Origin of the sequence: Pseudogulbenkiania sp. MAI-1 (assembly GCF_000527175.1) — a bacterium.
GTDB lineage: Bacteria > Pseudomonadota > Gammaproteobacteria > Burkholderiales > Chromobacteriaceae > Pseudogulbenkiania.
In genome coordinates, this window is record NZ_AZUR01000001.1 from 4,003,557 (window position 1) to 4,026,425 (window position 22,869).

Below are 22,869 nucleotides of genomic sequence, written 5' to 3' on the forward strand. Positions count from 1 at the left end.
AATGGGCCTCTCGAATATGAGAGGCCCTACAGTATTGCAGCAAGTCATTGCTTGGATAGTTCAGATAACATTCACCGCCTTTTCGACGTTGATCGTAACCGTAGTGCCATTGACATCAAACTGATAGTGAGCATAAATCACCCCATCCACCGTAATATCCGGCCCCGTAGCAGTCGGCGAGGTCACCCCTACCAAATCCAACGTATCACCGCTATCCCCTCGCACGAACAGTGTGTGGTCGTGGGTGCGGTCGGTAAAGTTCAGCACATCCTCCGGCCGCAGTTGCAGCGTGGTGTTGGTCGACGCCCCGTTCATCTGCAACTGCTCGATATCGCTCAGCGGCGTACCGCCCAGATTCAACACCCCGGCACTGTCGATACGCACGGTATCGAAACCGTTGCCGCCGTCGATGGTGTCGCCGATACCGTAGATCAAGAGATCGTTGTCGTCGCCACCCACCAGCACCGCGTTGCCTAGCGAACCGTCCAGCGTATCGTCGCCTCCGTAACCGAAGATGAAGGAATCGTCCAAGGTGGCGGTCAGCGTGTTGACGCTGCCGTCGCCCTCCAGGCTGAGCTCGGACGGGTAGAGCGTGGCGTCGATCTGGCTGGCGACCGGGTCGCCATCCCCGTCGGTGGCGGTGATGCCGAACGACAGGTCGATCGGCTGCCCCGGTATCGTCTGGCTGTAGGAGAAGGCGCCCAGCGCAAAAGTATGGGTTCCGGCCGCGCCGGCCACGTTCACCGCGCTGAAGGTATCGCCAGAGGTGATCTCGTAGCTCCAGCCGTCCTTCAGGCCGGAGAGCAGGATGCTGTTGCCCTGATCCGTGATCGTCAGCCCTTGTGTGCCGCTGGCTACGACGTTGTGGTCCGCATCGTAGACCGTGATGTTCGACACGCTGAGATTCAGCTGACTTTCCTCCCCATCGGCCGTACCGTAGGTCTGATCGTTATCGGCGACGATGGCGGTCAGTATCAGGTTGGCGGAGGCATTGGCATTACCGTTGATCAGCACAACCTGCTCGAAACCGGACACCAGATTGTGGTCGGTATAGCTGTAGTCATTCTTGCCGACACTCAACCCGTTGACGAAGTCGAGCCGGACGTTGTCGGTACTGCTGAGAGTCTGACCGCCGCCGACCCCGATATCGTCCTGGTCGGTATTCACCGTGCCGGACGTCGACGACAGGATCACGTCCTGTGTCGTCCCACCGACATTCAGCAACCCCTTGATGGTGACATTGCCGCCGCCGATGCTGGACAGGCTGGTGACTTGAACCTCCGCCGGCCCGCTCGAGATGATGCCGTAGGTGGTCAGCGTGTAGCTGTCGCTTGAAGGATCGATATCGACGGTGAAGCCGATAGCGCCTGCTGCCGTTTTGGCCACCAACTGGGTCTGATCCGTACCGTCGACACCGCCGTAGTAGAGGAACAGTTCCGCGCCGTCCAGCCTCAGTTGGTTGCCATAGGCGTCGAGGGCTGGTGCCCCTGCCGTAATGTTGAACGCCACGCTGACCACGCCGTCGGCACCGGTATGCCCGGCGAAATTCAGTTCGTCGGTGACACTATGGATGCTGTCGGTCTGATCGACCATGTGTGCGGTGTCCGGCGTGAAGGCAGACGGAACGTCATCGACGACGGCGATGTCGAGGCTGGCAGTGGTCTCGTCGCCGTCACTGTCTTGCAGCGTGACCGCGAAGTTCTCCGTCAGGCTGTTCTCGCCGCTGCCCGTCGCGTGGCTTGCGTTGTCGAGCAGGGTGTAGCTGTAGCTGACGGTGTGGCCGTCGAACCCGGTGATCCTCAGGGTGTTGCCCAGCGGGCTGGTCGCCGATTGCGGGAAGGTGGCGGTGACGCCGCCGCTGACGACGGCGATGCCGCCGACCGTCAGGGTGGTCACGCCGTCCGGCGCGTCGACCGTGAAGCTGCCGCTGACGGTGGTGCTGCCGCTCTGGTCGGAGCCGTCCGGCGCGAGGTCGTCTTCGTCGACCGTCTGGTCGGCGCCCTGCCCGCTCAGCCCGCTGATGGTGACGCCGTCGTCGGCATTGTGCACCGTGAGCGTCAGCGTCGCGGTGTCGGTGTCGCCATCGCTGTCGTTCAGGGTGTAGACGAAGGTTTCGGTGCGGCTTTCGCCGCCGGGGATGCCAAGGAAGTCGGGGTCGGCGGGGTGCAGCGTGTAGGTATACGTGCCGTCGCCGTTGAGCGTCAGCGTGCCGTAGGTACCGGCGAAGGTGCTGGCCGTAACCGGCGCGGCGAGGCGGTCGGCGCCCTCGGTGTCGTTGCTCAGGACCGTGCCGCTGAAGCTCAGGCTGGTTTCGCTGACGGTGCCGCCAGTGTCGTCCACCGCGACAGGCACGTCGTCGGTGATGCTGATATCGAGCGTATCGCTGGCCGTGCTGCCGTCGACGTCCCGCACCACCAGGCTGGTGCTGTCCGGCAGGGTGTTGTTGCCCGCCCCGTCCGCGTGCGTTTCCGCCGCCGTCAGGGTATAGGTGTAGCTCACCACGCCGGTCGCCGCATCGAACCCGGTGATGGTGATGGTGTTGCCCAGCGCCGGGGTGACGGTGGTGTTCGCCGTCAGCGCGTTGTTGTCGACGATCTTGACGCCGCCCAGTTCGATTTCGTCGAGCCCGTCCAGTGCCATCACCGTGAAGCTGCCGCTCACCGTTTCGGTGGTGGCACTCGGGGTGCTGCCGGTGGCGAGCGCCGCTTCGTCTACCGTGCCTTCGGCGCCGTCCGGGTTGAGCCCGGTGATGGTGATGCCGTCGTCGGCACCGTTGATGGTGAGCGTCAGCGTGCTCAGCGAGGTGTCGCCGTCGGCGTCTTTCAGCACGTAGTCGAAGCTGTCGGTGAGGTGCTCGCCCGAGCTCAGCCCTTGCACTGCCGCGTTGTCGTTGTGCAGCGTGTAGGTGTAGCTGCCGTTGGCGTTGAGCGTCAGCGTGCCGTACAGCCCTTCAATCGCGACGCCGACGTTGCCTGCGGAACCGTTCACGCTGCTGACCGTCGCCGGGGTGTCGGCACCCAGAGTGTCGTTGGACAGCACGTTGGCGCTGGCCGTCAGGGTGCCGTCTTCCGTCACGCTGGCGCTGTCGAGCTGCGCCGTCGGCACGTCGTCGGTGATGGCGATGTCGAGGCTGGCGCTGGTGCTGTCGCCGTCGCTGTCTTGCAGCGTGACCGCGAAGCTTTCGGTCAGGCTGTTTTCGCCGGCGCCCGTCGCGTGGCTTGCGTTGTCGAGCAGGGTGTAGCTGTAGCTGACGGCATGGCCGTCGAACCCGGTGATCGTCAGGGTGTTGCCCAGCGGGCTGGTCGCCGATTGCGGGAAGGCGGCGGTGACGCCGCCGCTGACGACGGCGATGCCGCCGACCGTCAGGGTGGTCACGCCGTCCAGGGCGTCGACCGTGAAGCTGCCGCTCACGGTGGTGCTGCCGCTCTGGTCGGAGCCGTCCGGCGCGAGGTCGTCTTCGTCGACCGTCTGGTCGGCGCCCTGCCCGCTCAGCCCGCTGATGGTGACGCCGTCGTCGGCGCCGTTGATGGTGAGCGTCAGCGTGCTCGGCGAGGTGTCGCCATCGGCGTCTTTCAGCACGTAGTCGAAGCTGTCGGTGAGGTGTTCGCCGGAGCTCAGCCCTTGCACCGCCGCGTTGTCGTTGTGCAGCGAGTAGGTATAGCTGCCGTTGGCGGCGAGCGTCAGCGTGCCGTACAGCCCTTCGATCGCGATGCCGACGTTGGCCGCGGAGCCGTTCACGCTGCTCACCGTCGCCGGGGTGTCGGCACCCAGGGTGTCGTTGGTCAGCACGTTGGCGCTGGCCGTCAGGGTGCCGTCTTCCGTCACGCTGGCGCTGTCGGCCCGGGCCGCCGGCACGTCGTCGACGATGGTAACGCTGAGCGTGCCGCTGCTGGAACTGCCATCCACATCCGCAGCCGTGATCGATACGTTATCGAACAAGGTGTTGTTACCACCGCCTGCCGCGTGCGTTTCCGCCTCCGTCAGGGTGTAGGTATAGCTGACCACGCCGGTGCTCGGGTCGAACCCGGTGATCGTCAGCGTGTTGCCGAGATCGGTGGTGATAGTGGTATTGCCCGTTTGCACATTCCCGGCGACGATCGTGACGCCTCCAATCACGATGGTGTCCAAGCCGTCGATAGCCGTCACCGTGAACGAGCCGGTGAAACTGGTTTCCCCCACCGGACCACTGCCGCCCACCAAGCCCGACTCGCGTACGGAGCCTTCGCCGCCCTGCACGGCCGGGGTCAGGCCGCCGATGCTGACACCATTGCCTTGCTCAACCGCCGACAGCGGTTCCGCCAGCGTGGCTGGCTCCTGATTGGCGATGTCGAAACTCGCCGCCAACCCTACATCGGTCAGTCCTTCGGTTATGCGCGCCAAGCGGATGAAGGTGCTACCGCCATCCTCGCCACCGGCGCCACTGAGACCGGCCGCGGCAGGCGCCAAGGCGGCGAAGGGATCCTGACCGGCCTCCAACGCTCGCAGGATGGCATCGGTATCGGCCGCCACCTGCTGCTGCTGCACCGAGGGGGCCTGCAGGGCGGCGGCGGAGCTATCGGGAACGGTCTGGGGGTTGAGGATGGCTTCGTCCAGCGCGACCAGCCGCCCGCCTTCGATGACCAGCGGTTCGCCGCTGGCGGTGAGCAGGGTGACGGAACCATCCGCCTCCGCCACGATCCGCTCGCCGGCATGGACGATATCGCCGGCCTTGAGCAGACGCACTTGTCCCTGGGCGTTGATGACTCTGACCGTGCCGTGGACAGTATCGACCCGGGCTTCGCTGGAAAGGGCGATCTGACTGGATATCTGCGTCGTGATGGCCATGGCCTTCTCCCTACGCTCGACGGATGTATACCTGTAGCATAGAAGGCCACCAGAGAAGTTCTTATTGTACTGAAGGACAATAGCCGGCTAACTTCGAACTTTTAACAACAACTGTAATCGATCGGTGACACCGAGCTTTTCGAACACCGCGCTCAGATGGGCCTTGACGGTGCGTTCGCTGATGCCCATTTCACGGGCGATGAGCTTGTTGCTGGCGCCAGTCAGCAGCTTCTCGACCACTTCCTGCTCGCGCACGCTGAGCGGATCGCGCCAGCCCTCGGAGCGCGATGTTCCCGGCATGACGCGGGACAGCGAACCGATCAGCTGCGCCATCAGCGTCGCCCCGACCCACACCCCGTCGTTGAGGATGGTATCGACCATCAGACATAGCGTCGCGGCCGGAGACAGCGTATGGCCATAACCGCGGATACCCAGACCAAACAGGTGCAGTCCTTGTTGATCTAGCGGCGCATCGGCCAGCGCCAGCGGGCGGCTGTGGCGGCTGATGTGTTGCCAGCCCGCATCGGTACGCGGCGCGTCCGGCCACGCCAGATCCAACACCAGCGGAATAGCAGACTCCTGCTCGGCCAACTGCCGGCCCAGTTGCCCGGCATCGTCCACCGCCACCGGCCCGTAACCGGCGAGCGCCTCTGCCCAGCGTTGGCGCAGATAGGGGCTGGACGTGGCGAGCAGGATGGCCATCGGCCTCACCTCTCCGTCATGGCATAGCTGTGAGCCCGCAGCACCGGCTTGAGCAGGTAGGACAGGATGCTCTTCTTGCCGGTCATGATATCCACCTCGGCCACCATGCCCGGAATGATCGGGCGCGAAGCGTTCCCCAGGTAGGATTTGCGGGTGCGCACCCGCACCACGTAGAAGGCGTTGCCCTTGTCGTCGGTGACGGTGTCGGCGCCGATCTGCTCCAGCGTGGCGTCCAGTCCGCCATAGATGGCGAAATCATAGGCGGTGAAACGGACGAAGGCTTTCTGGCCGGGGTGCAGGAACGCGATGTCGCGCGGCAGGATGCGCGCCTCGAGCAGCAGCGTGTCTTCGGTCGGCACGATTTCCACGATGTCCTTGCCCGGCTGCACCACGCCGCCGATGGTGTTCACCAGCAGCTGCTTGACCGTCCCGTTGACGGGGGAGCGCAGCTCGGCCAGCTTCACCCGGTCGTTCAGCGCCACGCGGGTTTCCGTCAGGCTGCTAAGCTTGGCGAGCGTGTCGGACAACTCGGCGCTGGCCTGGTTGCGGAACGACAATTCCACCTCCTCGATCTTGCGCTGGGCTTCGGCGATCGCCGCCTGGATCTTGGGGATCTGCGCCGCCGCCATGTCGCGCTCGCCGCGGAAGCGGCTGACGTCGCGTTCCAGGCGCAGCAGGTCGACGTCGGAAACGGCCCCGGTCTCCCTGAGCGGGCGGGTCACCTGCAGTTCCTTGGAGGTATAACCCAAGCCCTGCTCGGCCTGTTCCCGGCGCGCCCGCACTTCGACCAGCTCCTGGTTGCGCTGCGCCAGTTGTTGGCGGGCGATGGACATGTTGGCTTCCAACTCGCGCCGTTTCGAACCGTACAACTCCATCTCGTGCAGGCCGATATCGGGCGCCTCGCGCTGTACCTCGGGCGGAACGACGAAGGGGGTGCCGTTGGTGATGGCACGCAGCCGCGCCGCCTTGGCCAGCAGCGACAGGTACTGCGCACGGTTCTCGTTGAGCGACGATTCGAAGCGGGTGCTGTCGATCTTCAACAACAGCTGGTTCTTCTGCACCCGGGCTCCCTCGCGCACCAGAATCTCCGATACCACGCCCCCATCCAGGCTCTGAATGCGCTGGATCTGGCTCGACGGCACCACCTTGCCCTCGCCGCGTGCCACTTCATCGACTTGGGCGATCCCGGCCCAGACCAGGGCAGCCAGCACGATCGCCAGCAGCAGCCAGACGAAGAAGCGCGGCCGCACCGGCTGCTGCTCCAGGATGGCCCAGTCCGCATCGTCTGCAAAATCCTGCCGATCCTGCAGATCGCGCGCCGTGAGCCAGTCCAGCCAGCGCTCCAGCCAGGCGGGCCCCCGCCCTCCCTCGGCACCCGACAGCCGCCCGTGCAGCCAATGGCGCCAACCGCGATCCTCGCTCATACCCCCCTCCCCAGCCGGCCATCCTTGAGCGCCGCCAGCACTTGCGGCTTGGGACCATCGGCCACCACCTGCCCCTGATCCAGCACGATGAGACGGTCCACCAGGTCCAGCAGCCCGGCGTGATGCGTCACCAGTACCAGCGTCCGGCCATGCACCAGCTTGGCCAGCGACTGCTTCACCGTCGCCTCGCTGGCACTGTCCATATTGCTGGTCGGTTCATCGAGCAGCAGCATGCGCGGGGCGTTGACCAGCGCCCGCGCCAGGCACACCGCCTTGCGCTGGCCGCCCGACAGCGATTCCCCCCGTTCGCCGATCAGCATGTCGAAGCCTTGCGGATGATGATTGACGAACTCACTCAGGCCGACCATCTCGGTCGCCGCCACCACGCTGGCGTCGTGCACGAAGCTCGACCCCATGGTGATGTTCTGGCGCAGGGAGCCATAGAACAGCAGCGGGTCCTGCGCCGCATAGCCGACATGCCGCCGCAGCTCGGCCGGGTCCAGCTGCTGAAGGTCGATGCCGTCGATCCGCACCGCCCCTTCGGTAGGCGCGTACAGCCCCATCATCAACTTCTGGATCGAGCTCTTGCCCGACCCCACCCTCCCCAGCAAGGCCACCCGCTCGCCGGCCTTGATCCGGAACGACACGTTCTTCAGCACCGCCTGCTGCGTGCCGGGATAGGTAAAACTGACGTTGTTGAACTCGATGTCGCCGACAAACTGCACGCGATGGAAGAACGGCGTCTCGCTGCCCCGCTCCACCGGCATTTTCATCACGCCCTCCAGCGAGGTCAGGGCATTGCGCGCGTTGTGATACTGCGTCAACAGAGCGGCCACCTGCCCCATGGGAGCCAGCGCCCGGCTGCTGAGCATCATCGCGGCGATCAGCGCCCCCAGGCTGGCATCGCCGTTGATGATGGCGTACACCCCGACGACCAAGATGCCGACCACGATGACCTGCTGCTGGAACGAGGCGAAGTGGCTCGCCAGCGACGACAGCACTTTCAGCCGCGTACCGATCTGGGCCAGGAACAGCGTAGCCGCCTCCCAGCGCCGCTGCTGCTCGCCCTCGGCGCATTGCGTCTTGATCGCCTCGAGCCCGACCAGCGCCTCGATCAGGTAGGCATTGCGCTGCGCCGCCGCCTTGAAGCTGTCCTGCGTCAGCGACTGCATGCGCGGCTGGATCAGCAAGGCCGCCCCGAGGATCAGCACCACGGCGGCGGACAGAGGCAGCAGGAACCACGGCGAGATCCAGGCGATGACCAGCACGAACAACAGCACGAACGGCAGGTCGACGAAGGCCGTGACCGTGGCCGAGGCGATGAAATCCCGCACCTGCTCGAAGGCGCGCAGATTGGCCGCGAACGCACCGACCGAAGGAGGCCGGGCGTCGAAGCGCAAGCCGACCACTTTTTCGAAAATGAGGGAGGACAGCATGACATCGACCCGCTTGCCGGCGATATCGATCAGGTAGCTGCGCGTCATGCGCAGCAGGAAATCGAACGACAGCACCAAGCCCAGGCCGACGGCGAGCACCCACAGCGTCTCGGTGGCCCGGTTGGGCACGACGCGGTCGTAGACGTTCATCGTGACCACCGGCGTCGCCAGCGCGAACAGATTGAGCAAGGTGGCCGCCACCAGCGCGTCGCGGTACAACGGCCGGCATTCCAGCAGCGCCTGCCAGAACCAGTGGCGGGAACGCACGCGCCCCAGCTCGGGAGCACGCTGCTCGAAACGGAAGCGGGGGCGGACCAGAATGGCGTAGCCGAGATAGCGCCGCTCCAGTTCCGCGCGCGCCATCGACATCTCGCCATCGCTCAAGGCCCCCAGGCTGATGCGGGCGGAACCGTCGTCGTTCCACCCCCACAACAGGCAGGCGTCGTCGTTCTTGAGCAGCAACACCGCGGGGAGCAGCTGCTGATCGACCGCGTCGAGCGGTCGGCGGCTCACCCTAGACGCCAAGCCGGTGCGCCGCGCTGCCCGGCCAAACAGCGCCGGGGTCAGCCGGTTGTCGGCCAGCGGGATGCCCGCCACCAGGGCCTCGTGCGTCGTCGTCACGCCATGGATCCGGGTCAGCTGGAACAGGCACTCCAGCAACGGATCCACATGCACGGACCTCGGGGATATCCCGATATCCTTGATGGAAGCACTATCCATCGCCCACCCCCTATGGCCAACATCGGCCGTCTGGACCGTCGTTGCTGTTTCTGTCCGTTATAGGACATTCCAGCAGGGTGAGGCAGGACTATTTTTTATCGGGATTGACTAGTGCGAACAAAAAAGATGACAAACACGAAGTACAGCACGGTCAGCAGGACTTCCAGCCCGGCCAACTGCTGCGAGAGACCGGCATCGGACCAGGCGCGCATCACCCCCTCCGCGAAGAAGGCCAGGATGAACATGCTGGACCACTGGTAGGTATAGATGCGGCCCTTCAACACCCCCATCAGCGGAGCCAGCAACACCACCGCCTTCAGCGCCAGCAGCGAGCCACCCGGACGCAAGGGGGCCAGCCACAGCTCCCAACCGAGGGACAGCAGGATCAGGGCGATCAGGCTGACGATCGCCCCCCAATGAAAGAAACGTACGCTCATGCTGCCTCGTGCTTGGGCTGGCGCCCGAAGAAAATAGCCATGAAGATGCCAAACTCGTAGAGCAGCCACAAGGGCAGCGCCAGCATGATCTGCGACAGCACGTCGGGCGGCGTCACCACGGCGGCGACGACGAAGGCACCGACGATGACGTAGGAGCGGGCGGCGCGCAGCTTCTCCACCGTCACGATGCCCATGCGCGCGAGCAGGATCACCACGATGGGCACCTCGAAGGTCACTCCGAAGGCGACGAACATGCCGAGCACGAAGGACAGGTACTTATCGATATCGGTCATCATCGACACGCCTGCCGGGGTGACCGAGGACATGAAGCCGAACACCACCGGAAACACCAGGAAATAGGCAAAGGCCATGCCGATGAAGAACAGCACCACGCTGGACACCACCAGCGGCAGGACCAGCCGCTTCTCATGGGTGTACAGGCCGGGGGCGACGAAGGCCCAGATCTGGTACAGGGTATTGGGCAGCGAGATCAGGAAGGCCACCAGCATGGTCACCTTGACTGGCACGAAAAACGGTGCGGTGACGTCGGTGGCGATCATGTTGCTACCCTTGGGCAGCACGTCGAGCAGCGGCTTGGCCAGCAGATGGTAGATGTCGCCGGACCAGTGGAACAGGGCCAGGAAAACAATCAGCAGGCCGAGGACGGCACGCACCAGGCGCGTGCGCAGCTCGACCAGGTGCGCCAGGAGAGGCTGTTCGTTCATTCGCGCGTTTCGGCAGGAGTGGTAGCGGGTTTCACCGGCGGACTGTCGAACAGATCCAGCTGGTTTTCATCGTGAACAACGGTATTCGGCGCGGTCGGCTCGACGCCGTCGTCGCCTGCGCAGGCCGCGGCAAACAGATCGGCCTCCAGCGGGTCGTCCGGAACAAAGGTAGCCGGGGCACTGGGCGTGCGGGCCGAATCGAGCGCGGCGACGGCCTCCTCGCCAGCCGCCTGCACCGCGGCGACATTCTCCTGCACCGCACCTTCGACCTCTTTCATCTCGGCCTCGAGGCTGTGCCGCAAGGAGACGGCGGCATCCTGCACCTCCTGCTGCAGCGAGCTCAAGCCGGTCAGATCGGCCTGCTGGTGGATATCGGCCTTGACGCTGGCGACGAAGCGCTGCGCCCGGCCGACCAGGGCGCCCAGGGTGCGCGCCACCGTGGGCAGCCTCTCCGGCCCCAGCACGATCAGCGCCACGACGCCGATCAGCAGCAGTTCGCCAAAACTGATTTCAAACACCGCGCGATCCGCCGCTTACTTTTTCTCGGATTCGCCGTCGATCACACGTCCGGCCGGCTTGTCGTCCTTGTCGGCTTCGCCCTTCATGCCTTCCTTGAAATTACGTACGGCACTGCCGAGATCTCCGCCGGCATTGCGCAGCTTCTTGGTGCCGAAGATCAGAACCACGACGAGCAACACGATGAGCCAGTGCCAAATGCTGAAAGAACCCATGATGACTTCCTTTACTTAAAACTCGAAACGATCGTTCAGGCGGCGGGATCGCAACTGCCGCTTGCTCAGACCTTGTGGCCGAACACGTGGATGTGCAGGTGGTAGACCTCCTGCCCGCCGGCCCGGCCGGTGTTGATGCCGGTCTTGAAACCGGCCGCCAGCCCCTGTTCGCGCGCCAGTTGGGGAACGCGCGCCAACAGCCGCCCCAGCATGGCCTCGTGCTCCGGACCGCAGTCGGAGAGCGAGGCGACGTGCTGCTTGGGGATTAGCAAGAAGTGTACCGGGGCGATCGGCCGGATGTCGTGAAAGGCCAGCACGTCGTCGTCTTCGTACACCTTGTCGCAGGGAATCTCGCCGGCGGCAATCTTGCAGAAAAGGCAATCACTCATGTCCACAAATCCTCGGGTGTCAGGCGCTCGGGGTGCGCGAGGCTTTCTCGTCGATGCCGGAAATGCCCTCGCGGCGCTTCAATTCCATCAGCACGTCTTCGGCGCGCAGGCCGTGATAGGTCAAGAGCACCATCGAGTGGAACCACAGATCGGCCACTTCGCGCACCAGGTGCAGCTTGTCCTTGTCCTTGGAGGCCATCAGGGTCTCGGCCGCCTCTTCGGCAACCTTCTTCAGGATGGCGTCCTCCCCCTTGTGGAACAACGAGGCGACATAAGAGGATTGCGGGCTGGCTTCACGCCGGGCTTCCAGCGTGTCGCCTATCGTTTTCAGCACATCGTGGCTCATGATGTCGGGGGTTCCTGTGCGGGTTGGTCCGGCAAGTATATGTCGATTCTGTTACCGCCCGGTAACAAAGGACGACCGGGCTTATCCTGGGTCAAGCGCGGACGGGAAGTCCGGCTCAATGCGAGTGGTAGATGGCGTCGGGGTCTTTCAGCACCTCATCGACCACCACCCAGCCACCGTTCTCGAAACGGCGGTAGAAGCAGCTTTCCCTGCCGGTATGACAGGCGATGCCGCCGGCCTGTTCCACCTGCATGATGAGCACGTCGCCATCGCAATCGAGGCGCAGCTCCTTGACGTTCTGCAGATGGCCGGATTCCTCGCCCTTCTTCCACAGACGCCGGCGCGAACGGCTCCAGTAATGGGCAATGCCGGTGTCGGCGGTCAGTTGCAGCGATTCGCGGTTCATCCACGCCACCATCAGCACGCGGCCGCTGGCGGCATCCTGGGCGATGGCCGGCACCAGGCCGTCCTCGTCCCACTTCACTTCATCAAGCCAGTTCATCGTCTTTCCTGTCTCGGGCACTTACAGCCGCACTTCGATGCCGGCGGCCTGCATCGCTTCCTTGGCCTGGCGCACGGTGTATTCGCCGAAGTGGAAGATGCTGGCGGCCAGCACCGCATCGGCCTTGCCTTCCTTGATGCCGTCGACCAGATGCTGCAGGTTGCCCACGCCGCCGGAGGCGATCACCGGGATGTTCACGCCCTCCGACACGGCGCGCGTCAGCGGCAGGTTGAAGCCGATCTTGGTGCCGTCGCGGTCCATGCTGGTCAGCAGGATCTCGCCGGCGCCCAGCTCCTGCATCTTCCGCGCCCACTCCACGGCGTCAAGCCCGGTGCGGTTGCGGCCGCCGTGGGTGAACACTTCCCAGCGGTCGTTCTCGGGCGTCACCGCCTTGGCGTCGATGGCCACCACGATGCATTGCGAGCCGAAGCGGTCGGCCGCTTCCTTCACCAGCTCGGGGTTGGTCACCGCAGCGGTGTTGATGCTGACCTTGTCGGCACCGGCGTTGAGCAGACGACGGATGTCGTCGACCTTGCGCACGCCGCCGCCCACGGTCAGCGGGATAAACACCTGCTCGGCGACCGATTCGATCACGTGCAGGATGATGTCGCGGTCGTCGGAACTGGCGGTGATGTCGAGAAAGGTCAGCTCGTCGGCGCCCTGCTCGTTGTAGCGGCGGGCGATCTCCACCGGGTCGCCGGCGTCACGCAGACCGACGAAGTTGACCCCTTTCACCACGCGGCCGGCAGTGACGTCGAGGCAGGGAATGAGGCGTTTGGCTAATGGCATGGGCGAGTGTTACCGCAGCAAGACGGGACACCAAACCCGCCGGCCGCACGGCCGCCGGGCGCTGTCCCGCGAATCAATCAGGCACCCAACTCGTCGGCCAGGGTCTGGGCCTGGGCGAAGTCGATGCTGCCTTCGTAAATGGCGCGGCCGGTGATGGCACCTTCGATGCCTTCGCCTTCCACCGCGCACAGCTGCTTGATGTCGTCGAGGTTGGTCAGGCCGCCGGAGGCGATCACCGGGATGGTCAGCGCCTGCGCCAACTTGACGGTGGCGTCGATGTTGACGCCGCTGAGCATGCCGTCGCGGCCGATGTCGGTGTAGATCACCGAAGCCACGCCGTAATCCTCGAAGCGCTTGGCCAGATCGATCACGTTGTGCTGGGTGATCTTGGCCCAGCCGTCGATGGCGACCATGCCGTCCTTGGCGTCGAGGCCGACGATCACCTGGCCCGGGAAGGCGTCGCAGGCGTCATGCAGGAAGCCGGGGTTCTTCACGGCGGCGGTGCCGATGATGACGTACTTGAGCCCCATGCCGAGATAGGCATCGATGGTGTCGAGGTCGCGGATGCCGCCACCCAGCTGCACCGGCATGTCGTCGCCCACTTCGGCGAGAATGTCGCGGATCACCGCCAGGTTCTTCGGCTTGCCGGCAAAGGCACCGTTGAGATCCACCAGATGCAGGCGGCGGGCGCCCTGATCACGCCAGTGCACGGCCACCTGGACCGGGTCGTCCGAGAACACGGTGGCATCTTCCATCACGCCTTGCTTGAGGCGGACACACTGACCATCCTTGAGGTCGATTGCGGGTATGAGCAACATGGTGCTGAGCGATTTGTCGGTAAGTTAGACACTGCCATCCCAGGCGAGGAAGTTCTTCATCATCTGAAGTCCCGCGCGGTGGCTCTTTTCGGTGTGAAACTGGGTCGCGAACACGTTGTCGCGGCCCACGATGCAGGAAAACCGGCCAGGGTATTCGCTCTCGGCCAGCGTCAGGCCGGCGTCGGCCGGGGCGAAGTGGTAGCTGTGCACGAAGTAGAAGCGCTCGCCATCCTCGATGCCGGCGAACAGCGGGTGGCGCGCGGTCTGGAACACCCGGTTCCAGCCCATATGCGGCACCTTGAGGCGGTCGCCGTTGGCGTCGACCATGCCGTCGGCGAAGCGCACCACCTTGCCCGGGAACAGGCCAAGGCCGGGCGTGTCGCCCTCCTCGCTGTGCTCGAACAAGAGCTGGGCGCCGACGCAGATGCCGAAGAACGGCTTGCTCTTGGTGGTCTCGATCACCGCCTCGGCCAGGCCGTAGCTGTTGAGCTCGCGCATGCAGTCGGGCATGGCGCCCTGCCCCGGAAACACCACCTTGTCGGCCTTGACGATGGCCTCGGGGTCGCGCGTCAGGAACACCTCGGCGCCGACCTCGTTGACGGCCTCAACGGATTTCAGCACGGAATGCAGGTTGCCCATGCCGTAGTCGATAACGGCGACTTTCATGCTGTCAGCGTCCCCTTGGTGGACGGCGTCACGCCGGCCATGCGTTCGTCGAACTCGACCGCCATCCGGAGCGCCCGGCCGAAGGCCTTGAACACCGTCTCGGCCTGGTGGTGGCTGTTGACGCCGCGCAGGTTGTCGATGTGCAGCGTCACCATCGAGTGGTTGACGAAGCCGTGGAAGAACTCGGAAAACAGATCGACGTCGAAACCGCCGATGGCGGCACGGGTGAAGTCGATATGGTACTGCAGGCCGGGACGGCCGGACAGGTCGACCACCACGCGCGAGAGCGCCTCGTCGAGCGGCACGTAGGCGTGGCCGTAGCGGCGGATGCCCTTCTTGTCGCCGATGGCCTTGGCGAAGGCCTGGCCGAAGGTGATGCCGATGTCCTCGACGGTGTGGTGGGCGTCGATGTGCAGGTCGCCACGGGCGACGATCTCGATGTCGATCAGGCCGTGACGGGCGATCTGGTCCAACATGTGGTCGAGGAACGGCACGCCGGTATCGAAGTGCGAATGACCGGTGCCGTCCAGGTTGATGCTGACGGTGATCTGGGTTTCCAGCGTGTTACGGGTAACGGTAGCGGTGCGCATGGTCATGAAAAGTAGGCGTTGAGCGCGGCAAGCACTGCGGAGTTCTCGTCCGGCGAGCCGACGGTAAAGCGCAGGCAGTGTGCCAGCAAGGGGTGCGCGCCGTGCAGGTTCTTGATCAGGATACCCTGCTGGCGCAGATAGTCGAACAGGGCCGGTGCGTCCGGCACGCGAACGGTGAGGAAGTTGGCCTCGCTCGGGTACACGGTGCAGGCCGGCCACTGCGCCAGCGCTTCGGCCAGCCGGGCGCGTTCGCGACGCAGCTCGCTGGCCTGGGCATCGAACACGTCCATGTGCTTGAGCGCCACCTTGGCGGCGGCCTGGGTCAGCACGTTGACGTTGTAGGGCGGGCGCACCTTGTCGAGCTCGGCGATCCAGGCCGGCGTGCCGGCGGCGTAGCCCAGGCGGATGCCGGCCAGGCCGAGCTTGGACAGCGTGCGCATCACCAGCAGGTTGTCGACGCGGCCGGCGAGGTTCATGAAGCTATCGTCGGCGAAGGCCTGGTAGGCCTCGTCCACCACCACCAGCCCCGGCGCCGCATCCAGCACCGCCAGCACGTCCTCGCGCGGGAAGCGGTTGCCGGTGGGGTTGTTCGGGTAGGCCAGGAACACCACGGCCGGCTGGTGCCGTTCGATGGCGGCCAGCATGGCCGGCAGGTCGAGCGAGAAATCGGCCCGCAAGGGCACGCCGACGTACTCCAGCCGGGAAAACAGTGCGTTCATCTTGTACATGACGAACGACGGCTCGGCCGCCAGCATCACCGCGCCGGGCTTGGCTAGCGCCTGCGCGACTAGCGTGATGATTTCGTCGGAACCGTTGCCGAGCAGCACCTCGGCGGCGGCCGGAATAGCGAAGGCGTCCTTCAGCTGCTGCTTGAGTCCGCCACCGTGCGAATCGGGATAACGGTTGATCAGCGCGTCGGCCAGCGCCTGCCCCAGTTCCGCGCGCAGGCGCTCCGGCAGGCGGTAGGGGTTTTCCATGGCATCGAGCTTGATCAGGCCCGAGGCATCGGCGACGTGATAGGCCCCCATGGCGGCGATTTCCGGGCGGACCAGGTGTTGTGCAGACAGTTTCATCTCGATTCCACGAACCGGCCGATCACGGCCGGGACGCTGCGGCCCCGCAGGGGGGGGCCGGCTCAGGGTGGCGACAAAGCATCATCGTACCGTGTTCGTTACGATTGGGCTACTCGCGGGCGGCGCGATCCGCCTCATTTATCCAGCCGGAATTCGGCGGCGCGGGCGTGGGCGGTCAGTCCCTCGCCATGGGCCAGCACGCTGGCGATCTTGCCCAGCCGCTGCGCACCGGCGTGCGAGACGCGGATCAGGCTAGTGCGCTTCTGGAAGTCGTACACGCCCAGCGGGCTGGCGAAGCGGGCGGTGCGGCTGGTCGGCAACACATGGTTGGGGCCGGCGCAGTAGTCGCCCAGCGATTCCGACGTGAAGCGGCCCATGAAGATGGCGCCGGCATGCTTGAGGCCGGGCAGCCAGGCCTCCGGTTCGGCCACCGACAGTTCCAGGTGTTCCGGCGCGATGTAGTTGGCGATGGCGCAGGCCTCGGCTAGGTCCATCACCTCGATCAGCGCACCGCGGTTGCCGAGGCTGGCCTCGATGATGGCGCGGCGCGGCATGGTTGGCAGCAGCTTGGCGATGCTGGCTTCCACCCGGGCGATGTAGTCGGCCGACGGGCACAGCAGGATGGCCTGGGCGATTTCGTCGTGCTCGGCCTGGCTGAACAGGTCCATGGCGATCCAGTCCGGATCGGTCTCGCCGTCGCAGATCACCAGGATTTCGGACGGGCCCGCCACCATGTCGATGCCGACCACACCGAACACGCGGCGCTTGGCGGCGGCGACGTAGGCGTTGCCCGGGCCGGTGATCTTGTCCACCTGCGGCACGCTCTCGGTGCCGTAGGCCAGCGCGGCGACGGCCTGCGCACCGCCCACGGTGAACACCGTGTCGACGCCGGCGACGTAGGCCGCGGCCAGCACCAGGTCGTTCTTCTCGCCGCCCGGCGTCGGCACCACCATGATGATCTCGCCGACCCCGGCCACCTTGGCCGGCAGCGCGTTCATCAACACCGAGCTGGGATAGGCCGCCTTGCCACCCGGCACGTAGATGCCGACGCGGTCGAGCGCGGTGACCTGCTGGCCGAGCAGCGTGCCGTCCTCGTCCTCGTAGCTCCACGACTGCATCAGCTGCTTCTCATGGTAGCGCCGCACGCGCCCAGCGGCGGCTTCCAGCGCCTCGCGCACCTCGGGGGACAGACGCTTATAGGCGGCTTCGAGCTCGTCGCGCGACAGCGTCAGCCCGGCCATCGAGGCCGCATCGGTGCGGTCGAAACGGTTGGTGTACTCGACCAGCGCGGCATCGCCGCGCGCCTTGACGTCGTCGCAGATGGCGGCGACGGCGGCGTCGACCGCCGGGTCCTGCGCGGTTTCGAACGCCAAGAGTTGCTTGAGGCGCTCGGCGAAATCGGCTTGGGAGGAAGAGAGTCGCAACATGCTGGTTCCGTTTCTGGCTCAGGCCGGCACGGCCGAGGCGAAGGCATCCAGCACCGGCTGGATGGTGTTGTATTTCAGCTTCAGTGCGGCCTGGTTCACCACCAGCCGCGAGCTGATGTCGAGGATATGCTCGACCGCCTGCAGGTTGTTGGCGCGCAGCGTGCCGCCGGTGGAGACCAGATCGACGATGGCGTCGGCCAGGCCGACCAGCGGCGCCAGCTCCATCGAGCCGTAGAGCTTGATGATGTCGACGTGCACGCCCTTCTGGGCAAAGTGCTCGCGGGCGATCTTCGGGTACTTGGTCGCCACCTTGAGACGCGCGCCGTGCTTGACGGCGTCGTCGTAGTCGAAGCCGTTCTGCACCGCCACCATCATCTTGCACTTGGCGATGTTGAGGTCTAGCGGCTGGTACAGGCCGGCGCCGCCGTGCTCGATCAGCACGTCGCGCCCGGCGATGCCGAGGTCGGCGGCGCCGTACTGCACGTAGGTCGGCACGTCCGAGGCGCGCACGATGACTAGGCGCACGTCCGGATGGTTGGTGCCGATGATCAGCTTGCGCGAGGATTCCGGGTCTTCGGCCGGAACGATGCCGGCGGCGGCCAAGAGAGGCAGGGTTTCTTCAAAAATGCGGCCCTTGGACAGGGCGATCGTCAACGTCATGGTGGGGCTCAGACAATCAATTCAATAAGGTTGGGCATCAGGGTAGCAGGGCACGGCGCTCGCGCTCGAGCTGGCCGACGTAGCGCTGGATCAGGTTCTCCATGGCGGTCGGCAACTGCTGGAAGGCGCAGCCGATACGCATCGCGTCCTGGCCGTTACGGCGCTGCACCGGCAGGCGGTGACGCACTTCGAGACGGACCTGCAGCACGCCCAGTGCCTTGAGATCGAGCGAACAGTCGTTGTACACCTGCCCGACGTCGAAACCGGGGGTGAGCGGCGACGGCAGCCAGAACGACAGGCCGCCCAGGCTGATGTCGTACAGCGACAGGTCCAGCGTGTGCTGCGGATAATCGACAATGCGGCAGATGACCGGGTTGGCCACCGGCGTCTGGATGCGGAAGAACTCGCGCCGCTGCAGCTTGATCACCTGTTCCGGCAGGTTCACCTCGAAGGCCGGGCGTCCGTCGAAATCGATGCGCCGTGCCTGGCCGGTGACGAACTGGGTCTTGACGCCGTCCGGCGAACAGACGAACACATTGCGCTCGCTGGCCAGGAACTGCTCGTTGACGCTGGCCTCGGCCCCCCAGTCCAATGCCAGGGTACCGTTCTGGAAATCGACATCCAGGATGCGGGTGAGGATGAAGGTGCGACCCTTGTTGGAAAACACCGTCACCATATGCCCTTGCTGGGCAATGTTCTTGAGATGATGGGCAATCTCGACCGGCGATGCCAGGGTGTAGTTGCCCAGCTCCAGCGCGTCACTGGGGCCGACCGGGCTATCGGAGCTGTTTTCTTCGGTCACAATCACGACTTTCGGTATCTTTTGCGGCGCATCAACGCCCATTTTAGCGTATTAGCTCTTTTATATCATGAGCCAGATCGGCCGCGGGCAGCCCGTAGGGCAGATAGACGCGCAATCGCCCACTCCGATCGATCAGATAGGCACCGGCACTATGGTCCACACTGTAGCCACCACCCGGCTCCGAACGCTTCTGCGCCACGATCTTGAAGCGCTCTTCAACCTGGCGCACGGCCTCCGGACTCCCGCTCAGGCCGATGAAGCGCGCATCGAAGTGCGGCACGTAGCCGGCCAGGAGCGCCGGCGTGTCGCGCTCGGGATCGACCGTGATGAACAGCACCTGGACCTGGTCGGCCTCCGCCCCCAAGAGCTTCATCGCCGAGGCGAACTCGAGCATGGTGGAGGGGCAGACGTCGGGACAGTGGGTATAGCCGAAGAACAGCGCCACCACCTTGCCCTTGAAATCGCTGAGCGAGCGGACCTTGCCGGTGTGATCGGTCAGGGTAAAGTCCCCGCCGAACTGGGCACCGGCGATGTCGGTGCCCTTGAATTCCGCCTTCTTGACGTCAGGGGAACACGCCAGCAGCGACGCCAGCAACAAACCTGTCAGCAGCCTGACTATCAATGCGCGCATCAGTACGGAGCAATCCAGCAGTAATGATCGATCAGCAGGGCCGCAAACAGCCAGGTCAGGTACCAGATCGACCAGGTGAAGGTGCGGCGCGAGAGGGCGTCAGCATACTGGCGATGGAGACGGGCGGCAAGCCAGATAAAGCGGGCGTTGAGCGCCAGCGCGGCGAACAAGTAGAGCAGCCCGGCCCCGCGTAGCGCCACCGGCAGCAACGTCACGCCGGCCAGCAGACAGGTATAGAGCAGGACGGACAGTGTGGTGAAGCGGATACCATGGGTGACCGGCAGCATCGGCAGGCCGGCGCGGGCGTAATCGTCGCGCCGGTACAACGCCAGCGCCCAGAAGTGCGGCGGCGTCCAGGTATAGATGATCAGGAACAGCACCAGCGCCAGCGCGCTGATGTCGCCGGTCACGGCCGCCCAGCCCAGCACCGGCGGCATGGCGCCGCTGGCGCCGCCGATCACGATGTTCTGCGGCGTATTGGGCTTGAGCAGCAGGGTATAGACGATGGCATAGCCGACGAAGGTGGCCAGCGTCAGCCAGGCGGTGAGCGTATTGACGAAGGCGACCAGCAGCGCCATGCCGAAGCCGCCGGCGGTGAGGGCCACCAGCAGGGTCTCCAGCACGCTGGCCTCGCCGCGCGCGGTGGCGCGCCAGGCGGTACGGCGCATGCGCGCATCGACGGTACGCTCGACCAGACAGTTGATCATCGCCGCCGCGCCGGCCACCAGCGCGATGCCCAGCGTGGCGGGGATCACCAGGCTGGCCGGAGGCAGCTCGGGGGTGGCGAGGAACATGCCGATCACGGCGCAGAACACGATCAGCGCCACCACGCGCGGCTTGGCCAACTGCCACAGGGCACGGGCGTGGTTCAGGGTGAGGTCGCGGCTCAGCGTCGTCATTGCAGACTCCTTTTGTTGGCCAGGCCGTGTAGCCGGATCGAGCGCGTGAATACGATTGACGGCGCTCTTGCCCGACACTGCACGGCGAGCAGCAGCGCCACGGACAACAGCAACAGCGCACCGGCGTTATGCGCCACGGCCAGCGGCAACGGCAACAGCAGCAGGACGTTGGCGATGCCCAGCGCCACCTGCAGCAACCAGGCGGCCAGCAGGAGCAACAGGCGCGGGCGTAGCGCGGCCTGTTGCCAGGCTCCCAGTACCAGACCGCATACCAGCAGAGACACCAGCACGGCGCCGACGCGATGCAGCCAGTGGATGGCGACCAGATTGGCGCTGTCCAGCGGCGTGCCGTCCGGCGCCGCACCCAGCTCGCGCCACAGGTGGAAGGCGTGGTCGAAGCGCATCGCCGGCGGCAGCCAGGACCCATTGCACTGGGGAAAGCCCTGGCAGGCCAACGCCGCATAGTTGGACGACACCCAGCCGCCGAGCCCGATCTGCAGCAGGATGGCCAACACCAGCGACCAGGCGAGCACACTTACCCCACGCGGCACGGTGATGGTCGGCCAGTAGCGGCGCAGGCCGAACCAGCCCAGGCCGGCGGCGATGCTCATGCCGCCGATCAGGTGCAGCGAGACGATGGCGGGCTTGAGCAGCAGGGTAACGGTCCACATGCCGAGCAGCCCCTGCAGCACCACCCCACCCAGCAGCAGGCCGGCCGGCAGCCGGTCACGACGAAGACGCCAGGCCGACAGCGCCGTCAGCAGGATGGCCAGCCCCAAGGCAGCCGCGAGGTAGCGGTGGACCATCTCCTTCCACGCCTTGGGCAGGCTGACCGGGCCGTCGGGGTTGGCCACAGCGGCCTGCTGAATGGTGTCGGCGGCATGATGGGGCGACAGCTGGCCATAGCAGCCGGGCCAGTCCGGGCAGCCCAGCCCGGCGTCGGAGAGGCGAACGTAGGCGCCGAGCGGCACCACGATCGCAGCCAAGAGGATGGCGAGGCCGATAAGTTTTCTCATCTCTCCCCCTGCACAAGTTGCCTCTCTGCCGCGCTCCTGCTGCCCCCAGGCGCCACGGCGAAATCGTCAACCCAGGCCGTTATTGGTCTTGAGCAAACGGGTCAGCTCACGGATGACCGGCACCGGTTCGGCTTGATCGGAATAAAACATCACCTGGTTGCCCAGCGGGTCGACCAGGTAATAGCCGTCGCGACGCAGGCCGGTCGCGGCGTCGAGCGGCAGCCCGAGCAGGCCCGCCGGCAGCGGCCCCGCCCCAACCGGCCGCAATTCGATGCGCCGCAACCGCTCGGCCGCCTCACCCTGTGCCGTATGGATCTGCTTCAGCACGAAGCGCCGCTGCTTGCAGCTATCCGAGCAGCGGCCATCCTGCACCGTCAGCAGCACCCACTTGCCCTTGGGCCAACCCGGCTGACGGGCGGCGGCAAGCGGTTCGACCGTCAGCAACTGCCCATAGCTCTTGCCACCGGCCGGCGGCAGCAGGTAGTACGCCAGATAGGACCCCAACACCGGGCTGGCGCAGAACAAGGCGATCAGCAGCAGCTTGATGCGGGCGTACCGTGTCGAATACCGCGGCGTCCCGTCTGCGGTGCCAGAACGCACCTTCCCTACCGGCAGCGACATCATGATGAGCGCCTCCATAGCAGCACCGACCCTGTTATCAGGCATAGCCCAAGCAGCAGCCATTGCAAAGCGTAGCCATAGTGGCGCCGCGGATCGAAAGGGGGACGGGCGGGCCAGGGCTGCAGCGGCGTGGTGGTCTGCCCCAACACCACCACGCCGGCGCGCAGAGGCCGGCCCAGTCGCTTGGCAAGCTGTACCGGGTCGACGGCATCCACCCTCCCCCCGGCGCCGCTGACCGCACCGGGCAGCGTGAAGCGCTGCGGCAGGGGCATCCAGCGCCCGTCGAGCTCGGCCGGCAACGGCGGCAGTCTCACGCCGGCTTGCGCCTCGGCGAGCCAGCCCCGGTCCACCAGCACGGCCGAACCGTCGGCGAGCGCCACCGGCACCAGCAGCCGCACGCCAGGACGGCCATCACGCAAGGAATTGGCCAGCAGCATTGGCGCCCCCACGGCGTAACCGTGAAGCCGCACCTGGCTCGTGTCCGGCGCGGCAGGTAGCGGCCGCGCCAGCAATGCCGTGGCCGGGCGGCGGCCGGCGGCATCGAAGGCGGCCAGCTGGGCGGCGCGAACTTCGCCGCGCTGCCATTGCCACACCGAGAGGAAGCAGGGCAGGCCGGCCAGCAGCACCAACCCCAGGGCCTG

24 protein-coding genes are annotated in these 22,869 nt (G+C 65.6%); all 24 read right to left on the bottom strand.

The genetic code is table 11. The features are described 5' to 3' along the window. Positions 1 to 60: 60 nt before the first annotated feature. The gene (locus tag PSEMAI1_RS20755) at positions 61 to 4,824 is read right to left on the bottom strand and encodes an S-layer family protein (protein WP_024304352.1); all 4,764 of its coding nucleotides are present in this window, start codon (positions 4,822 to 4,824) and stop codon (positions 61 to 63) included. Positions 4,825 to 4,911: 87 nt separating this feature from the next. Continuing rightward, positions 4,912 to 5,526 (bottom strand): response regulator transcription factor, encoded by a 615-nt coding sequence (locus tag PSEMAI1_RS0118770; RefSeq protein ID WP_024304353.1) that lies wholly within the window; start codon positions 5,524 to 5,526, stop codon positions 4,912 to 4,914. A 5-nt stretch (positions 5,527 to 5,531) separates the two neighbouring features. Further along, the gene (locus PSEMAI1_RS0118775) at positions 5,532 to 6,950 is read right to left on the bottom strand and encodes an HlyD family type I secretion periplasmic adaptor subunit (RefSeq protein WP_024304354.1); all 1,419 of its coding nucleotides are present in this window, start codon (positions 6,948 to 6,950) and stop codon (positions 5,532 to 5,534) included. After that, a complete protein-coding gene (locus tag PSEMAI1_RS0118780; RefSeq protein ID WP_369793190.1) occupies positions 6,947 to 9,055 on the bottom strand; it encodes a type I secretion system permease/ATPase in 2,109 nt (702 codons plus the stop codon). Before PSEMAI1_RS0118780 ends, PSEMAI1_RS0118775 begins: the two co-directional genes overlap by 4 nt. A 146-nt stretch (positions 9,056 to 9,201) precedes the next feature. Next, the gene (locus tag PSEMAI1_RS0118785) at positions 9,202 to 9,543 is read right to left on the bottom strand and encodes a DUF2069 domain-containing protein (RefSeq protein WP_024304356.1); all 342 of its coding nucleotides are present in this window, start codon (positions 9,541 to 9,543) and stop codon (positions 9,202 to 9,204) included. After that, positions 9,540 to 10,268, bottom strand: a complete 729-nt coding sequence (tatC, locus tag PSEMAI1_RS0118790; RefSeq protein ID WP_024304357.1) for a twin-arginine translocase subunit TatC — start codon at positions 10,266 to 10,268, stop codon at positions 9,540 to 9,542. Before tatC ends, PSEMAI1_RS0118785 begins: the two co-directional genes overlap by 4 nt. After that, the gene (gene tatB, locus PSEMAI1_RS0118795) at positions 10,265 to 10,786 is read right to left on the bottom strand and encodes a Sec-independent protein translocase protein TatB (protein WP_024304358.1); all 522 of its coding nucleotides are present in this window, start codon (positions 10,784 to 10,786) and stop codon (positions 10,265 to 10,267) included. The genes tatC and tatB overlap by 4 nt, the downstream gene beginning before the upstream one ends. Positions 10,787 to 10,801: 15 nt before the next feature. Continuing rightward, positions 10,802 to 10,999: a Sec-independent protein translocase subunit TatA gene (gene tatA / locus PSEMAI1_RS0118800; protein WP_024304359.1), complete on the bottom strand. Its 198-nt coding sequence runs from the start codon at positions 10,997 to 10,999 to the stop codon at positions 10,802 to 10,804. 65 nt (positions 11,000 to 11,064) lie between these two features. Further along, complete coding sequence (locus tag PSEMAI1_RS0118805) at positions 11,065 to 11,388, bottom strand: histidine triad nucleotide-binding protein (RefSeq protein ID WP_024304360.1); 324 nt, start codon at positions 11,386 to 11,388, stop codon at positions 11,065 to 11,067. A 19-nt stretch (positions 11,389 to 11,407) separates the two neighbouring features. Then, positions 11,408 to 11,734 carry a phosphoribosyl-ATP diphosphatase gene (locus tag PSEMAI1_RS0118810; protein ID WP_029770837.1) on the bottom strand — a complete coding sequence of 109 codons (327 nt, stop codon included), beginning with the start codon at positions 11,732 to 11,734 and terminating at the stop codon, positions 11,408 to 11,410. A gap of 115 nt (positions 11,735 to 11,849) precedes the next feature. Next, on the bottom strand, positions 11,850 to 12,236 hold the full coding sequence (gene hisI, locus PSEMAI1_RS0118815; RefSeq protein WP_024304362.1) for a phosphoribosyl-AMP cyclohydrolase: 387 nt from the start codon (positions 12,234 to 12,236) through the stop codon (positions 11,850 to 11,852). A gap of 21 nt (positions 12,237 to 12,257) precedes the next feature. After that, positions 12,258 to 13,025, bottom strand: coding sequence for an imidazole glycerol phosphate synthase subunit HisF (gene hisF, locus PSEMAI1_RS0118820; RefSeq protein WP_024304363.1), 768 nt, complete (start codon positions 13,023 to 13,025; stop codon positions 12,258 to 12,260). Positions 13,026 to 13,102: 77 nt separating this feature from the next. Continuing rightward, positions 13,103 to 13,843 carry a 1-(5-phosphoribosyl)-5-[(5-phosphoribosylamino)methylideneamino]imidazole-4-carboxamide isomerase gene (gene hisA / locus PSEMAI1_RS0118825; protein ID WP_024304364.1) on the bottom strand — a complete coding sequence of 247 codons (741 nt, stop codon included), beginning with the start codon at positions 13,841 to 13,843 and terminating at the stop codon, positions 13,103 to 13,105. Positions 13,844 to 13,867: 24 nt separating this feature from the next. After that, positions 13,868 to 14,509 carry an imidazole glycerol phosphate synthase subunit HisH gene (hisH, locus tag PSEMAI1_RS0118830; protein ID WP_024304365.1) on the bottom strand — a complete coding sequence of 214 codons (642 nt, stop codon included), beginning with the start codon at positions 14,507 to 14,509 and terminating at the stop codon, positions 13,868 to 13,870. After that, positions 14,506 to 15,105 carry an imidazoleglycerol-phosphate dehydratase HisB gene (hisB, locus tag PSEMAI1_RS0118835; RefSeq protein WP_024304366.1) on the bottom strand — a complete coding sequence of 200 codons (600 nt, stop codon included), beginning with the start codon at positions 15,103 to 15,105 and terminating at the stop codon, positions 14,506 to 14,508. The genes hisH and hisB overlap by 4 nt, the downstream gene beginning before the upstream one ends. Continuing rightward, positions 15,102 to 16,172, bottom strand: a complete 1,071-nt coding sequence (gene hisC, locus PSEMAI1_RS0118840) for a histidinol-phosphate transaminase (protein ID WP_024304367.1) — start codon at positions 16,170 to 16,172, stop codon at positions 15,102 to 15,104. The genes hisB and hisC overlap by 4 nt, the downstream gene beginning before the upstream one ends. Before the next feature lie 134 nt (positions 16,173 to 16,306). Further along, complete coding sequence (gene hisD, locus PSEMAI1_RS0118845; protein ID WP_024304368.1) at positions 16,307 to 17,599, bottom strand: histidinol dehydrogenase; 1,293 nt, start codon at positions 17,597 to 17,599, stop codon at positions 16,307 to 16,309. An 18-nt stretch (positions 17,600 to 17,617) separates the two neighbouring features. Then, positions 17,618 to 18,259 (bottom strand): ATP phosphoribosyltransferase, encoded by a 642-nt coding sequence (gene hisG, locus PSEMAI1_RS0118850; protein WP_024304369.1) that lies wholly within the window; start codon positions 18,257 to 18,259, stop codon positions 17,618 to 17,620. A 37-nt stretch (positions 18,260 to 18,296) separates the two neighbouring features. Continuing rightward, positions 18,297 to 19,067 (bottom strand): flagellar brake protein, encoded by a 771-nt coding sequence (locus PSEMAI1_RS0118855; protein ID WP_232219956.1) that lies wholly within the window; start codon positions 19,065 to 19,067, stop codon positions 18,297 to 18,299. A 37-nt stretch (positions 19,068 to 19,104) separates the two neighbouring features. Next, entirely contained in the window at positions 19,105 to 19,692 is a 588-nt protein-coding gene (locus PSEMAI1_RS0118860) for an SCO family protein (protein WP_024304371.1), read from the bottom strand. After that, entirely contained in the window at positions 19,692 to 20,591 is a 900-nt protein-coding gene (gene cyoE / locus PSEMAI1_RS0118865) for a heme o synthase (RefSeq protein WP_024304372.1), read from the bottom strand. The genes PSEMAI1_RS0118860 and cyoE overlap by 1 nt, the downstream gene beginning before the upstream one ends. After that, positions 20,588 to 21,607 carry a heme A synthase gene (locus PSEMAI1_RS0118870; protein ID WP_024304373.1) on the bottom strand — a complete coding sequence of 340 codons (1,020 nt, stop codon included), beginning with the start codon at positions 21,605 to 21,607 and terminating at the stop codon, positions 20,588 to 20,590. Before PSEMAI1_RS0118870 ends, cyoE begins: the two co-directional genes overlap by 4 nt. Positions 21,608 to 21,673: 66 nt before the next feature. After that, positions 21,674 to 22,231 (bottom strand): hypothetical protein, encoded by a 558-nt coding sequence (locus tag PSEMAI1_RS0118875; RefSeq protein WP_029770838.1) that lies wholly within the window; start codon positions 22,229 to 22,231, stop codon positions 21,674 to 21,676. Continuing rightward, positions 22,228 to 22,854 carry an SURF1 family protein gene (locus PSEMAI1_RS20760; RefSeq protein ID WP_232219984.1) on the bottom strand — a complete coding sequence of 209 codons (627 nt, stop codon included), beginning with the start codon at positions 22,852 to 22,854 and terminating at the stop codon, positions 22,228 to 22,230. Before PSEMAI1_RS20760 ends, PSEMAI1_RS0118875 begins: the two co-directional genes overlap by 4 nt. Positions 22,855 to 22,869 lie beyond the last annotated feature (15 nt).